The 13,177-nt window shown below is 44.7% G+C and carries 15 protein-coding genes; 5 read left to right on the forward strand and 10 right to left on the reverse strand.

The genetic code is table 11. The annotated features are described in order from the left end of the window. Position 1 precedes the first annotated feature (1 nt). On the reverse strand, positions 2 to 175 hold the full coding sequence (locus tag NXZ84_RS08200) for a hypothetical protein (protein WP_258839779.1): 174 nt from the start codon (positions 173 to 175) through the stop codon (positions 2 to 4). Positions 176 to 353: 178 nt separating this feature from the next. On the opposite strand from NXZ84_RS08200, the gene thiD reads away from it, so the two are divergent. From thiD to NXZ84_RS08220, 4 genes are all read left to right on the forward strand, one after another. Beyond that, the gene (gene thiD / locus NXZ84_RS08205) at positions 354 to 1,160 is read left to right on the forward strand and encodes a bifunctional hydroxymethylpyrimidine kinase/phosphomethylpyrimidine kinase (protein ID WP_258839780.1); all 807 of its coding nucleotides are present in this window, start codon (positions 354 to 356) and stop codon (positions 1,158 to 1,160) included. A gap of 1 nt (position 1,161) precedes the next feature. Further along, complete coding sequence (gene thiE, locus NXZ84_RS08210; protein ID WP_258839781.1) at positions 1,162 to 1,803, forward strand: thiamine phosphate synthase; 642 nt, start codon at positions 1,162 to 1,164, stop codon at positions 1,801 to 1,803. 99 nt (positions 1,804 to 1,902) lie between these two features. Then, the gene (locus NXZ84_RS08215; protein ID WP_258839782.1) at positions 1,903 to 2,178 is read left to right on the forward strand and encodes a hypothetical protein; all 276 of its coding nucleotides are present in this window, start codon (positions 1,903 to 1,905) and stop codon (positions 2,176 to 2,178) included. 170 nt (positions 2,179 to 2,348) lie between these two features. Then, positions 2,349 to 2,555, forward strand: coding sequence for a CDGSH iron-sulfur domain-containing protein (locus tag NXZ84_RS08220; RefSeq protein WP_258839783.1), 207 nt, complete (start codon positions 2,349 to 2,351; stop codon positions 2,553 to 2,555). A 147-nt stretch (positions 2,556 to 2,702) separates the two neighbouring features. Here the strand turns inward: NXZ84_RS08220 and NXZ84_RS08225 are convergent, their stop codons facing one another. The 3 genes from NXZ84_RS08225 to NXZ84_RS08235 form a co-directional block, all read right to left on the reverse strand. Continuing rightward, positions 2,703 to 3,491, reverse strand: a complete 789-nt coding sequence (locus tag NXZ84_RS08225; RefSeq protein ID WP_258839784.1) for an alpha/beta fold hydrolase — start codon at positions 3,489 to 3,491, stop codon at positions 2,703 to 2,705. A 244-nt stretch (positions 3,492 to 3,735) separates the two neighbouring features. Next, on the reverse strand, positions 3,736 to 4,992 hold the full coding sequence (locus NXZ84_RS08230) for an MFS transporter (RefSeq protein WP_258839785.1): 1,257 nt from the start codon (positions 4,990 to 4,992) through the stop codon (positions 3,736 to 3,738). A 180-nt stretch (positions 4,993 to 5,172) separates the two neighbouring features. Next, positions 5,173 to 7,575: a heavy metal translocating P-type ATPase gene (locus NXZ84_RS08235; RefSeq protein WP_258839786.1), complete on the reverse strand. Its 2,403-nt coding sequence runs from the start codon at positions 7,573 to 7,575 to the stop codon at positions 5,173 to 5,175. A 388-nt stretch (positions 7,576 to 7,963) separates the two neighbouring features. On the opposite strand from NXZ84_RS08235, the gene NXZ84_RS08240 reads away from it, so the two are divergent. After that, the gene (locus tag NXZ84_RS08240) at positions 7,964 to 8,533 is read left to right on the forward strand and encodes a nucleotidyltransferase family protein (RefSeq protein ID WP_258839787.1); all 570 of its coding nucleotides are present in this window, start codon (positions 7,964 to 7,966) and stop codon (positions 8,531 to 8,533) included. A 154-nt stretch (positions 8,534 to 8,687) separates the two neighbouring features. Here NXZ84_RS08240 and rplT read toward each other — a convergent pair whose 3' ends face one another. The 6 genes from rplT to ytxC all read right to left on the reverse strand — a co-directional run bounded on the left by rplT (position 8,688) and on the right by ytxC (position 13,169). Next, positions 8,688 to 9,047: a 50S ribosomal protein L20 gene (gene rplT / locus NXZ84_RS08245; protein ID WP_258839788.1), complete on the reverse strand. Its 360-nt coding sequence runs from the start codon at positions 9,045 to 9,047 to the stop codon at positions 8,688 to 8,690. Positions 9,048 to 9,072: 25 nt separating this feature from the next. Further along, complete coding sequence (gene rpmI / locus NXZ84_RS08250; protein ID WP_258839789.1) at positions 9,073 to 9,273, reverse strand: 50S ribosomal protein L35; 201 nt, start codon at positions 9,271 to 9,273, stop codon at positions 9,073 to 9,075. 18 nt (positions 9,274 to 9,291) lie between these two features. Beyond that, complete coding sequence (infC, locus tag NXZ84_RS08255) at positions 9,292 to 9,840, reverse strand: translation initiation factor IF-3 (protein ID WP_309495815.1); 549 nt, start codon at positions 9,838 to 9,840, stop codon at positions 9,292 to 9,294. Between the two features lie 22 nt (positions 9,841 to 9,862). Continuing rightward, positions 9,863 to 10,003, reverse strand: a complete 141-nt coding sequence (locus tag NXZ84_RS08260) for a hypothetical protein (RefSeq protein WP_258839790.1) — start codon at positions 10,001 to 10,003, stop codon at positions 9,863 to 9,865. Between the two features lie 37 nt (positions 10,004 to 10,040). Continuing rightward, positions 10,041 to 11,948: a threonine--tRNA ligase gene (thrS, locus tag NXZ84_RS08265; RefSeq protein WP_258839791.1), complete on the reverse strand. Its 1,908-nt coding sequence runs from the start codon at positions 11,946 to 11,948 to the stop codon at positions 10,041 to 10,043. A gap of 321 nt (positions 11,949 to 12,269) precedes the next feature. Next, positions 12,270 to 13,169, reverse strand: a complete 900-nt coding sequence (ytxC, locus tag NXZ84_RS08270) for a putative sporulation protein YtxC (RefSeq protein ID WP_258839792.1) — start codon at positions 13,167 to 13,169, stop codon at positions 12,270 to 12,272. Between the last annotated feature and the right edge of the window lie 8 nt (positions 13,170 to 13,177).

The raw sequence follows: 13,177 nt of genomic DNA on the forward strand, positions 1-13,177 counted from the left end.
TTTAGTAACAAGGGTTACAAGGCCCATAGCCACCGTATCCATAACCACCAAACCAAGATGAGAAGCCCCACCAACAAATACATAGTACAAATAAGATGATCAATATAATGATGATCAGCCAAATACAACCCGATCCATAACCACCAAAGCAGCTACTAAGACTTGCATCACTCATCCCGCACTCCTCCTTCATTTCGGCTGCCTCTCTATAAACTACGTTCTTTATCATCACTTGGTATAGTCGATATTGCCTCTATAAATCGCCTAACTTACGCATAGATCCACTTTTTACTCTCTTGTTTGTTTACGATACAATAATGAGAGGAACAAAAAGATTAAAAGGAGAATTTACGATGAGCATTGCGCGAGCACTAACCATAGCAGGATCAGATAGCGGCGGCGGCGCTGGAATACAAGCTGATTTAAAAACATTTCAAGAGCTCGATGTATTCGGTATGAGTGCGATCACTGCTGTTACGGCGCAAAACACGGAAACAGTAACTGAGATTTATGAGCTCCCGCCCAAGATGGTGCAAGCACAAATCGAAGCGGTTGCCAGTGATATTGGCATTGATGCTGTAAAAACTGGAATGATCGCTAATAGTCGAATCATTGAAGCAGTTGCCGGAGAGATTATCCGCTTTCGCTTACCACGCGTTGTAGTAGACCCTGTCATGATCGCTAAAAGTGGTGATGCCCTACTTGCAGAAGAAGCTAAAGAAGCGTTGATTGACTTACTCATTCCACTCGCTACTTTAATCACCCCTAATATCCCGGAAGCTGAGGCACTCACAGGCCGCAAAATTAAACACTGGGAAGAGGTAAAAGAGGCTGCTCATGCTTTGTACGACTTGGGAGCGGGTGCCGTACTCATCAAGGGTGGGCATTGGCAGGGAGAACTTGCTACTGATCTCTTATTTGATGGGAAAAAGTTTTATACTTTTACACAAAAACGTTATACCACGATCCATACACACGGAACGGGTTGTACATTATCTGCCGCCATCACCGCACAGTTGGCCCGCAAACAAAGCTTATCTGCAGCCGTTCAGCTGGGGAAAGACTTTATTACAGCTGCAATCTCTTCACCCATAAATATCGGGAAAGGACACGGCCCTACAAATCACTGGGCGTATCAACAACGAAAGGAGGAAGTGTAACTTGACTAAAAGTAATATACTACCCTCTCAACTACATACTTATCTCGTTATGGGAAGCCAAGATTGTCAGCACGCTTCCCCGCTCACTGTGTTAGAAGAAGCGATTCACGGCGGTATCACCTGCTTTCAGTTTCGAGAAAAAGGCTCCCTTCTACCGATGAAAGAGATCGTCGAGTTAGGAACAAAATTAAGAATGCTCTGTAGCCACCATCACATCCCTTTCTTTGTGAATGATCGTATCGACTTAGCACTTACTTTAGAGGCAGATGGCGTGCATGTAGGGCAAACTGATCTCCCTGCAGCAGCCGTACGTCAATTAATAGGATCAAAGCTCATCATGGGGGTCTCTGTCTCAACCCCGGCAGAGGCAGAACAAGCTCAGTTAGATGGTGCTGATTATCTTGGCATCGGTCCGATGTACACTACCTTTTCTAAACAGGATGCAAGAGAACCCCTTGGACCGGATGCCATTCCTAACATACTCGCCACCCTGGACCAACCCCTTCCCACAGTAGGGATTGGTGGTATCACCGTAGAGAATGCGGCAAACGTACGTCGTTATGCCGACGGAGTAGCAGTCATCTCTGCCATCACCGCTTCCCAGAACCCTCGCAGAGCAGCCACCCACCTTAACAAAAGTTGATCATTTTATCGATGGCATAATACATCTTTTAAAGGATATACTACAATTTGTTAAGGAAAACCCTTAACACACATCCTTTCATTCGAGGGGGCCACTTTTGTGCAGACACAAAACCAAGCTCAGCAGATTCAACAAGCTATGCAAGCCGCTCAACAAGCTCATCAGGCCGTTCAACAAGCACAGGGCAGTATGAATCCGCAACAATTGCAACAAGCTCAGCAACAACTACAACAGGCGCAACAGCAAATCCAACAAGCTCAAAACCTTGCTAACGTCCAAGCTAATGCACAGCAAAAAAACCAGCTCCAACAGGCGCAACATCAGCTCCAACAAGCTCAACAAGAAATCGGACAAGCACAAAATTTGGCCTATTAAAAAGAAGGGGAGAAGTCCCCTTCTTTTTAATAGGCCATTTCTATATGGATCACGGAATACAAGAAACATATATCCCATCCTCTCCCTCAGTTCAGTTACTCATATCGAGTGTGAACTTTTAAAAGGGTTCACGAAAGGGGTGGAGAATACACTCATGAGGGGGTGTACATATGGCAGATGTAACGATTAAGGTAGCCGATCGAGGACCTTTGTTAGTAAAAGGGGAGGTTGAGTTGATCGATGCCGATGGGAATGCATTTACAACAAAAAAAGTATTTGCGCTGTGTCGCTGTGGTCTTTCGCAAAAGAAGCCGTTTTGTGATGGGGCGCACGCAGGGGAATTTGAAGATTGCGCACGTGCGAACAGCATGCTGTAATGTAAAATAATCTCCAAACTGCTACCGTATTCCGTACCTACTTAGCTCAAAACTAAAATCCAAGTACACCTTGCACTTATATGTTCAAAAAATCTCCTACTCTTTTGAGGAAAGGGGATTTTTTGAATCTAGCACGAAGTCTTTGTGTTACAGCTTCGCTATAAAACGATCCACTAATACTTGCCATGCCTCTGGTTGATCATAGTGAATCACGTGTCCTGCATGAGGTACTTCAATATATGTACCATTTAATCGATCAGCCATCCTGATTAGCTCTTCCTTTGCTACATGACTCTCTTCGCCACCTACAACGAGGGTTGGACATTCGATATGATCTAGCTCATCCCAGTACTCCCTGTTTTCATATCCGGCAATCGTTTGAATGATATGCTCAAACTGAACCATAGGACGATAACCATCGCTTTTTTTCACTAATAATTCCATAAAATTATTTGCTGAACTAGCATGATAAGCCCCAAAAAACTCATGCGCCGCTTTCAAGTCCGGAAAGGGAATAGGCCAACTATCTAACCATTCTCTCCACTCTGCTTGTTTTTCTCCTTGTACCACTGACATATCCTCTATAATAAGACCTGATACTAAATCAGGACGGCGGGCAGCAACCCCCCAAGCATACAATGCACCCAGAGAGTGTCCGATGAGAACAGTAGGCTTCATTTTTAAATTTTCGATAACAGTAATAATATCATTTATATATTGATCGCGTGAATAATCATCCTCAACCTTTTCACTTAAGCCATGACCTCGTTGATCAAAAGCCACCACCCGATATTGTGTAGATTGCCATTGGTTCCTCTCAAACCACCCTGCAGCTCGTCCCATTAAACCATGCAATAGTAGAACATTTGGACCCTTCCCCTGCTTCTCTAGATAATGTAGCTGAATATTATTAACATGAATATAGTGGTGATCCATAACTTCCCCCTAAATATAGATATGTATATCAATATTAATGTAACTATAGAGATTTCATATAAAAATATCACGATATGGAATACCATGTCAATAAAGAATATAGATATTTTTCACTTTTACGTTATCATGACCAAACCAGCAGTAAGTGGGCTCCATTTTGACTTAAGAGCCCCGCAGCGTAAATAAGAGAAGCGATGATCAGAACCTTAACGTGTAATTGACCGGACGGTAGAGAGCACACCCATTACTCATATACACGCTCTCCTCTCGTATTCTCTAGTAGTAAACTTCCTTCTGTCTGCATTCTCGAAAAACAACTCGCTCCATATCCCGCAGAAACGAGCAACATCATTCCTGCTGCAATATAGATCCACTCCACCCCTATATAAGTAATAACAGAGGTAATGATCAACATCGAAAATAAGAAAATAACCTGCACCATGCTAGAACGAGCTGCCATCACTTTCGTTAAGGCTTCCGCATCTGTGCTATTTTGTATCATCGTTTCCTGAGCAAGATCCCGCATTTGATAGGCAGGACCCATCAAAAAAACGAGGACTAACGCTAACCATGGCTGTGATGTCAAGCCATAAATCAATGTAAGCAATCCAAAGCTAGCTGCACCTAACACCATATAGATCCAAATCTTCTTTTCCATGCGTGTAGCAAACCGATAGACTAACCAACCACCTGCAAATGTACCCAGATAGTATATTCCGTTAATATACCCCCACCACGCTTCTCCTTCCTGTAGAACTTGTTCTGTATACGCAAAGGTGACAGGAGCAATCCAAATCGTTCCTGCCCAGGCTTCCCACCCATCCATTATAATCAGAGTGCGTAAGAAAGGCTGCTTCCAAATCACACGCCAGCCACTTGCCAGCCGTTTGCTCCACCTTTCCTTCATCTCACTCCCCTTCCGTTCTCTCCTCCCTACTGGCAACAAGAATAACATCAACATAGCGATGATCGTAAGAACTACTGTCACAAGCAATGCCACGTTGATTCCAAGCAGAGCTACAAAAACCCCTCCCAACGCCCATCCTGCAAATAAAAACATATGATCAATCGTACTCAGTATACTGTTCGCTCGTACTCGTCGTTTCTTCACTACCAAGAGTCGTACATAGGTACTTTTTAATGGATGGATCCATCCATTAAAAAAAGAGATTATCGCAATCAAGATAAATAAGATGACAATAAAGTCCATGGAATCTTCCTTGTTTTCAAACTGAACGAGCACCCATATCAACATTGCAATGACGAGTTGTACAGCTTGCGCCCATCCCAATAAAGAGCGCGTTCTAAGTCGATCTACAAACAACGGTAAACACGTATTGCTAACAATACGCGCGCTCACAGACACAATAAAAATTGCCACTGCCGCTGAAGCGGATACCTGATACAGGCGCGTCACGACTGCCATTGTATAAAAGATATAAGCTAAGTTTGTCATACAAACTGTGAGAACCAACGCCGTAAACGAACGTTCTCCCCGCATCATAAGCGCTCTCCCTCCACTTCTTCCATTCTCTTGCTCATTCTATCCAACTATAGAAATGAAGACATGCGCATATAGGATGAATGCTTCCTCCTCCTTTAGATGGAGAAAAAGATATTCTCACACAAAAAAGAAGCACCCATTGTGCTTCTTCCTATAGAAACGATCCCTGGAGTTTCTCTACACTTTTGCCCGTTGTAATCGCAGTGCATTAAGCACAACGGAAACAGAACTTAACGCCATCGCCGCTCCGGCAACCCACGGAGCTAAGAAACCCATAGCTGCGATAGGAATGCCAAGCGTATTGTAACCCAACGCCCACCCCAGATTTTGCTTTATGTTGATCATAGTTTTGCGGCTCATTGTTATCGCATCAGCAATACGTGTCAGATCTCCTCTCATCAAGGTTACATCAGCCGCCTCCATCGCCACATCCGTTCCTGTGCCGATCGCCATCCCAGTATGAGCAACTGCTAAGGCAGGAGCATCATTTATGCCATCTCCTACCATCGCTACCTTCTTCCCTGCTGATTGCAGCTTTTTCACTTCTTCTGCCTTATCAGTAGGTAATACCTCTGCCCGTACATGTTGAATGCCAACTTGATGCGCGATCGCTTGTGCAGTGCGCTCGTTATCCCCCGTGATCATCATCACCGTTAGCCCCATTTGTTGAAGGCGAGCAATAGCAGTCCGCGAACTTTCCTTTACCGTATCTGCTACAGCAACCATACCCGCATATTTACCCTCAATCGCTACTAACATTACAGTTTTCCCTTGCTCTTCCAGTACCGCCATCTCTTCATATCCTGCTTTTGCATTCACACCACGCTGCTCCATCAATCTGCGCGTTCCAATCAACACTTCTTTTGTTGCGACTACCGCTTTAATTCCAAACCCTGGAATCGCTTCAAACATGGAGCTTTTCTCTAGCTCAACTCCTCGCTCTTGAATCCCCCCCACTATCGCTTCTGCGAGCGGATGCTCAGAGTTTTTTTCTGCGCTCCCTACGGTTCGCAAAAAGTGACTTTCATCGTCAATGGCTATGATGTCCGTAAGCTCTGGCTCTCCTTTTGTTACAGTTCCCGTCTTATCTAATACGACCGTATCCACCTCATGCGTTTGCTCTAGATGCTCGCCGCCTTTAAATAATATGCCAAGTTCAGCCGCTCGTCCCGAGCCTGCCATGATTGAGGTAGGTGTAGCTAATCCCAAGGCACAAGGGCATGCAATTACCAATACAGCGATCGCTTTTTCTAACGCCTCTGCAAACTGATTAGGGGTAATTATGAAAAACCATACAAAAAATGTAGCTAGTGCTATCGCAACCACGACTGGAACAAAGACTCCAGAAATCACGTCTGCCACTCGCTGGATCGGGGCTTTTGAACCTTGCGCTTCTCGCACCACTTTAATGATGTGTGCCAACGCTGTATCCTTACCCACTTTTGTTGCTTTAACTTCCAACACGCCATTCCTATTTATCGTCGCACCGATCACCATATCCCCTGGCTTCTTCTCGACAGGAAGACTCTCCCCCGTTAGCATCGACTCGTCTATCGAAGAAACACCTTCCAACACTTCTCCATCTACGGGTACTTTTTCACCCGGGCGTATACGAAGAACATCCCCAACAAGCACGTCATCTATGGATATCGTAAGTTCTTCTTTATTACGAATCACAACTGCTGTTTTTGCCTGCAACCCCATTAAAGAGGTAATCGCTTCTGATGTCCTGCCCTTTGCCAGCGATTCAAACAGTTTACCCATTATCACAAGCGTAATTAAAACAGCACTCGTCTCAAAATACAAGGATGGGATCTCATGATGAATCCCACCTTCAAGAAACCATTTGATGGTGAGATAACCACTATATAAATAAGCCGCCGATGTACCCAATGCGATGAGCACATCCATATTCGCACTCTTATTACGCAACGCCTTATAGGCACCTACGTAAAACTGCTTGCCAATATAAAATTGAACTGGCGTTGCTAAGAGGAGCTGAAACCATGGATTCATCACCAAATCAGGAATATATATCGATGAAGTAAAGGAAAAGTGGGCGACCATCCCCCATAAAAGTGGGAGAGAAAGGAGTGCAGAGAAAAGAAGCTTGCGCTTCTGTCTTTCCAATTCCTCATCACGATGGTCTCCTTCCTTCTCCTCCGCGCGTACTTTCGCCCCATAACCTAATTTTTCAACTTTCTTCTCCACCTCTACCGGTGATACTTCTCCTGGAGCATACTCCACACGAGCACTTTCCAGAGCAAAATTAACGGTAGCAGAGGATACTCCTTCTATGTTACGAAGTCCCTTCTCAATTCGATTGGCACATGCAGCACACGTCATACCTGAAATTGAGAAATCTGCCACTTCGTTCACTGTATCATAACCCAACTGCCTTACTTTCTCTTCTAACTGAGAACGATCTACCTCATTCGGATCGTAATCGAGAGTTGCCTGCTCAAGTGTAAAATTTACACTGGCACCTGCCACCCCCTTCACTTTACTCAAACCTTTCTCGATCCGATTGGCACAAGCGGCACATGTCATTCCCGTTATATCTAAAGTCACCTGCTTCAAATTGCTTTTATTTTCCCCATCATTCTTCCTCCTTCAAGTTGCGAAATCGGTTGCCAACGGATGTTTATTCTCCTCATCAGATAGAAATGGTTTTGTTATCAACCCATCTGCCGCTCTATTAACATTTATATTTCGTATTCCCTTTTTTCTCTTAATCACAACGTTGTCATTTACGTAGTTAACGCCATTCACCCTCTACTTTGGGTACCTCTCTACTCTAAAGGAAACTAGCGATATGAACGTAGCAATCATATGGTCATTTTATACCCCTTAGTTTGCCTCGTTTAGGTTACTATTACTATGGTATAGTGTGAAAGAAAAATGCAAGCCGCACCGAAAAAAGACGGTAGGGGAATGAAGCAAAGGATTGCCTACGAGGAGGCTTTATATGAATTATGTACATCATCTACATACATGGATAGAAGAGGACCCATGGATGATGGGAATACTAGAAGTAGCAGCGACACAGCAGTTACCTGATTGGTGGATTTGTGCGGGTTTTATCAGATCAAAAATATGGGATAAGATTCATGGCTTTACCAAACGAACCCCCTTACCTGACATTGATCTCATCTATTTTTCTCATCGTCCGGAAGAGAGTCACGAGAAAAAAATAGAACATACTTTACACCTACTCCGCCCTGATGTTCCATGGTCAGTCAAAAACCAAGCTCGCATGCATCATATTAATCACATTCCACCTTATCGTTCAGCGAGCGATGGGATCGCTCACTTTCCGGAGACAGCAACTGCGCTAGGAGTTCGTCTTTGTAAGGATGGAAAGCTCCACTTTGTTTACCCCTACGGCTTAAAAGATGCTTTTCAGTTGCGAGTATGTCCTACACCCTATGTTCGCACAAACCCTTCTATGATCGCTGTCTATACAAAGCGCGTTAAGCAAAAAGATTGGCGCTCCACGTGGCCGCTCCTCCAAGTTGACCTTCCTGCCTCGCTTTAACTCACTCGTTTTTGCTTAAGCTAAAACACCGGGATATTAGATGGAGTTTGGACTTCATCTGATTGAAAAAACCACTAATAGATGTGGGGGTAACCCATTCGGACAAGATAAAAGCCCCATCTGTTACAATGAACAGATGGGGCTTCCTTCTTTTTTATGCATTTACTTTCGCTTTTGCTAGGTTAGCCAACTCGGCAAATGCTTTTTCGTCATTGATCGCGAGATCAGCCAGCATTTTACGGTTAATATCAATACCTGCTTGCTTCAAGCCGAACATCAACTTACTATAAGACATACCGTTCATACGTGCTGCCGCGTTAATCCGTGTAATCCAGAGCTTGCGGAAATTCCGCTTTTTCTGCCGACGATCACGGTATGCAAACATTAAGGATTTCATTACTTGTTGTTTCGCCGTTTTGAAAAGCGTATGCTTAGAACCATAATAACCACGGGCTAGCTTTAACACTTTTTTACGACGACGGCGAGTAACAACTCCGCCTTTCACTCGTGCCATGTTCAAAACCTCCTAGGTGCTTCTATTATTTCATGTAAGTGATTTGCTGTGCGATACGCTTGGTATCCCCTTTGCTCAAAAGAGCACTCTTGCGCAGTTTACGCTTTGCACTTTTTGGCTTATTGATCTGCATATGGTTCATGAATGCATGAGACCGCTTGATCTTACCAGTTCCTGTCTTTTTGAAGCGCTTAGCCACACTACGACGTGTCTTCATTTTTGGCATGATTGATTACCTCCTCACTTAGTCTGTCGACTTAGGACCTAAAATCATGATCATATGGCGACCTTCCAACTTCGGATGACGCTCTACATCACCAAGTTCTTTCATATCGTCAGCGATGCGTTTCATGATTGTGCGACCTAAATCTTGGTGAGTAATTTCCCGACCGCGGAAACGAATGGTCAATTTCACTTTATCGCCATTTTGTAAAAACTTCTTCACATTCCGCAGTTTCGTTTGCAAATCGTGTTCCTCAATCGAAGGACTAAAGCGAATCTCTTTGACCTGAATAATCTTTTGATTCTTTTTAGCCTCTTTTTCACGCTTGCTCTGCTCATAACGATACTTGCCATAATCCATAATACGACAAACGGGCGGCTTCGCCTGTGGTGCTACTGCTACCAAATCAAGCTCGGCCTCTTGAGCCATGCGCAACGCTTCCTTGGTTGGGATGATTCCAACTTGTTGACCGTCTTCACCGACAACACGCACCTCACGGGAGCGAATGGAATCATTTACCTGATGATCCTTGCTAATAACTTGCCACCTCCGAAAGAGATATTCAGAAATCCCCGCTCACCTGTTATATCCATTAAAAAAGTGCGGAGCGTACATACGCCCGCACTTGTTCTTCCGTACCATCCCAAGAACCCGTCAACTGCTTTATCAGCGTCAAGCGGGTGAGAAGCGGGGCGCTTCTGCTTGTTACTTTCTGTATTCTATCATGCCTCATTGCCTAGCGTCAAGTACAGACAACCCTATCTCCTGTCTTACTTGCGCTCCGCTATCGCCGTTTCAATCTCTTGGATCACATCATCTATGGCGACAGCACCCACATCCCCTTCGGAACGTTTACGCACTGCCACTTGTCCGTTTTCCGCTTCTTTCGCTCCTACCACCAACATATATGGGATCTTAGCCAGCTGGGCTTCTCGGATTTTGTAACCGATCTTCTCATTGCGTTCATCTAATTGAGCGCGAATACCTGCCTGCTGTAAGCGCGCAACCACTTCTTGCCCGTACTCTAACTGTGCTTCTGAAATAATCAACACTTTCGCTTGTACAGGAGCAAGCCATACCGGAAATGCCCCTGCGTAATGTTCAATCAAAACTGCGATAAAGCGATCTAACGAGCCAAAAACAGCACGGTGAATAACGACAGGACGTTCCTTCTCGTTCTGTTCATCAATATAACTGAGCTCAAACTTCTCCGGCATTTGGAAGTCTACCTGAATGGTTGCACACTGGTGACTACGTCCCAATGCATCACGAATGTGAAAGTCAATCTTAGGACCATAAAAAGCCCCGTCCCCTTCGTTAACCCGATACTGCGCGCCCGAACGGTCTAATACATTTTGCAAAGCAGTTTCTGCCTGCTCCCATAGATGGTCCTCACCCATGGAGTCCTCCGGACGGGTAGAAAGTTCCATCGAATACGGAAATCCAAAGACAGAATACATTTGATCAACCAACTCTAATACCTTTTGTACTTCAACTTCGATCTGGTTAGGACGAACAAAGATATGTGCATCATCTTGAGTAAAAGTACGCACACGAAACATTCCATTTAATGCCCCAGAGAGCTCATGTCGATGCACTTGTCCAAATTCAGCGATCCGCATCGGCAACTCACGATACGAACGCAGCTCATTTTTAAAGATGAGCATATGACCAGGACAGTTCATCGGTTTTAGGGCATACACCGTGTCATCTACATCGGTGAAGTACATATTTTCACGATAGTGATCCCAGTGACCCGACTGTTGCCACAAGCGTTGATTCATCATCAATGGGGTTTTCACTTCTTCATAGCCCATCGGGGCAATCATTTCCCGCTCTAAACCCTGCAATTCATTCCACAGTGTCATGCCATTAGGAAGGAAAAACGGCATTCCAGGCGCTTCTTCTGAGAACATAAACAGCTTTAGTTCTTTCCCCAGTTTACGATGGTCCCGCTTCTTTGCTTCTTCAATCTGATATAGGTATGCTTCCAACTCAGACTGCTTTGGCCACACGGTTCCATAGATACGTTGTAACATCTGATTATCAGAATCGCCGCGCCAATACGCCCCTGCTACATGAAGTAATTTAAATGCTTTAATCTTACCGGTGGACGGCAAATGTGAGCCCCGGCATAAGTCGAAAAATTCACCTTGCTCATAGATACTAATCTCTTCGCCTTCTGGCAATTCCCGAATCAGCTCTAACTTTAGCGGATCACCCACTTCTTCGTAGATGCGCAACGCTTCTTCACGCGATACCACTTTTCGCCTAATCTGTAGGTTCTCTTTTACAATCTTCTTCATTTCCGCTTCAATCTTCGGCAAATCTTCTGGAGTCAAGTTTACCGATAAATCCACATCGTAATAAAATCCATTTTCAATAACTGGCCCAATCCCTAATTTCACGTCTGGATACAAACGCTTTAGCGCTTGCGCCATCAAGTGTGCGGTACTATGACGATACACTTCTAAACCCTCTTCATCCTCCAGGGTAACGATCTGCACTTCATCTTGATCTTGTACCACCTTATTTAGGTCGACTACTTCACCGTTTACTTTCCCAGCAACCGCTTTTTTAGCTAAACTCTTACTAATAGAGGTTGCCACCTCGATTACGGACACCGGGTCCGTATACTCTTTAACTGATCCATCAGGTAACTTTACTGCTACACTCATCATCTTCTCCCCTTTTTAGACAAAATAAAAACGCTCCGATCCCTGGAAAGGGACGAGCGTTGCCGTGGTTCCACCCTTGTTCGATCATCAAGAAAAACCTTGATCATCCTCAATCACCGATAACGGGGTGAACACCGTCAACTGATACTAACTTCGAAAAGTGTTCCCAGTTTCCGCTCGGAGGGGGTACTCATTTGTGCGAAAAGGAAAAGGGCTTCCAGCCACTGGCCCTCTTTCTCTGGTTCTTCCGCTAACGAACAAGCGTGTCCTCGTCATTGCATTAAAATATTGTATGTAGTATACCCACCATTATCCTATATGTCAAGCATCTCCTTTCAGATATAGGCTGGCGGTACAATCGGAACAGCCTTCGCAGACGACAATTCGCCCTTCAAAAATTTGTACCAAGGTACGGATCACATTCTCTTCAAGGTGACGCGAGTGTAAAATCACATGTGCCGGGGCCATCGTAAGCAGTGTACTTACCACCAAATCTTCGTGTGAGTGTACCTGTTCCATCAGATCGGAAGATGGGCTCCCCTCTACTTCTACTTGTACTGGTGAACCCTCACGATCCAAGAGACGAAAACGACGTTGTCCCACATGTAATACATGAACTAAAGGCATCTTTGATTCTTGGATCTGTACAAAGTACCGCAGTAATTGAATAAACTCTTTGTACTCCTGATCCAGCATATAATCTTCAATCGCCTTTTCTACCACCCGCTCTAGTGAACGCCGATACGACTTCATCCGAAAATGGAGAAAGCCATCCACCGCCACCTGCTGATGAGCAGCCAAGAAATGGGCTACGCCACGTGCAACACGATCTTCGTATGTGAGCCGTACCCCCTTCTCTTTCTGTTTACGCTCTCGCTCACGGAGCAATAGATGCACATGCGCTTCAATTTCATCTGTCTCCTCTGGATGAGCATATTGAAACTGCTTCTGAATCAATGAACGTATAATAGCATGAGCCTTATATGAGAGAATATAATCAGCAAGTGCTAGACCCAGACCATAGCGAAAGCGTAACTCACCCTTGTTATGCGTATGCAACTGACAGCGGAAGATCGTACGCTCATTCTCTTCATACATTTCATATGTACAAGGATATCCAAGTCGAACTAACTTATCTAATTGGAGCTGTAAAGAGTCTCTCATCTGCCCTACATCATCTAACCCATATGCCGCTGGTAACGTTATGCGATAAGCATTCATTCCCCGCC

This window comes from Mechercharimyces sp. CAU 1602, assembly GCF_024753565.1.
In the GTDB taxonomy this organism is placed as follows: domain Bacteria; phylum Bacillota; class Bacilli; order Thermoactinomycetales; family JANTPT01; genus Mechercharimyces.

What these genes read in the sequence shown, in the direction of transcription:
- NXZ84_RS08220 (WP_258839783.1), top strand. Translation starts at nt 2,349, where the DNA reads ATGGCAGATGTAACGATTAAGGTAGCCGATCGAGGACCTTTGTTAGTA.
- NXZ84_RS08230 (WP_258839785.1), bottom strand. Translation starts at nt 4,992, where the DNA reads ATGCGGGGAGAACGTTCGTTTACGGCGTTGGTTCTCACAGTTTGTATG.
- NXZ84_RS08240 (WP_258839787.1), top strand. Translation starts at nt 7,964, where the DNA reads ATGAATTATGTACATCATCTACATACATGGATAGAAGAGGACCCATGG.
- thrS (WP_258839791.1), bottom strand. Translation starts at nt 11,948, where the DNA reads ATGAGTGTAGCAGTAAAGTTACCTGATGGATCAGTTAAAGAGTATACG.
- NXZ84_RS08225 (WP_258839784.1), bottom strand. Translation starts at nt 3,491, where the DNA reads ATGGATCACCACTATATTCATGTTAATAATATTCAGCTACATTATCTA.
- thiD (WP_258839780.1), top strand. Translation starts at nt 354, where the DNA reads ATGAGCATTGCGCGAGCACTAACCATAGCAGGATCAGATAGCGGCGGC.
- rplT (WP_258839788.1), bottom strand. Translation starts at nt 9,047, where the DNA reads ATGGCACGAGTGAAAGGCGGAGTTGTTACTCGCCGTCGTCGTAAAAAA.
- NXZ84_RS08200 (WP_258839779.1), bottom strand. Translation starts at nt 175, where the DNA reads ATGAGTGATGCAAGTCTTAGTAGCTGCTTTGGTGGTTATGGATCGGGT.
- ytxC (WP_258839792.1), bottom strand. Translation starts at nt 13,169, where the DNA reads ATGAATGCTTATCGCATAACGTTACCAGCGGCATATGGGTTAGATGAT.
- rpmI (WP_258839789.1), bottom strand. Translation starts at nt 9,273, where the DNA reads ATGCCAAAAATGAAGACACGTCGTAGTGTGGCTAAGCGCTTCAAAAAG.
- NXZ84_RS08260 (WP_258839790.1), bottom strand. Translation starts at nt 10,003, where the DNA reads ATGAGGCATGATAGAATACAGAAAGTAACAAGCAGAAGCGCCCCGCTT.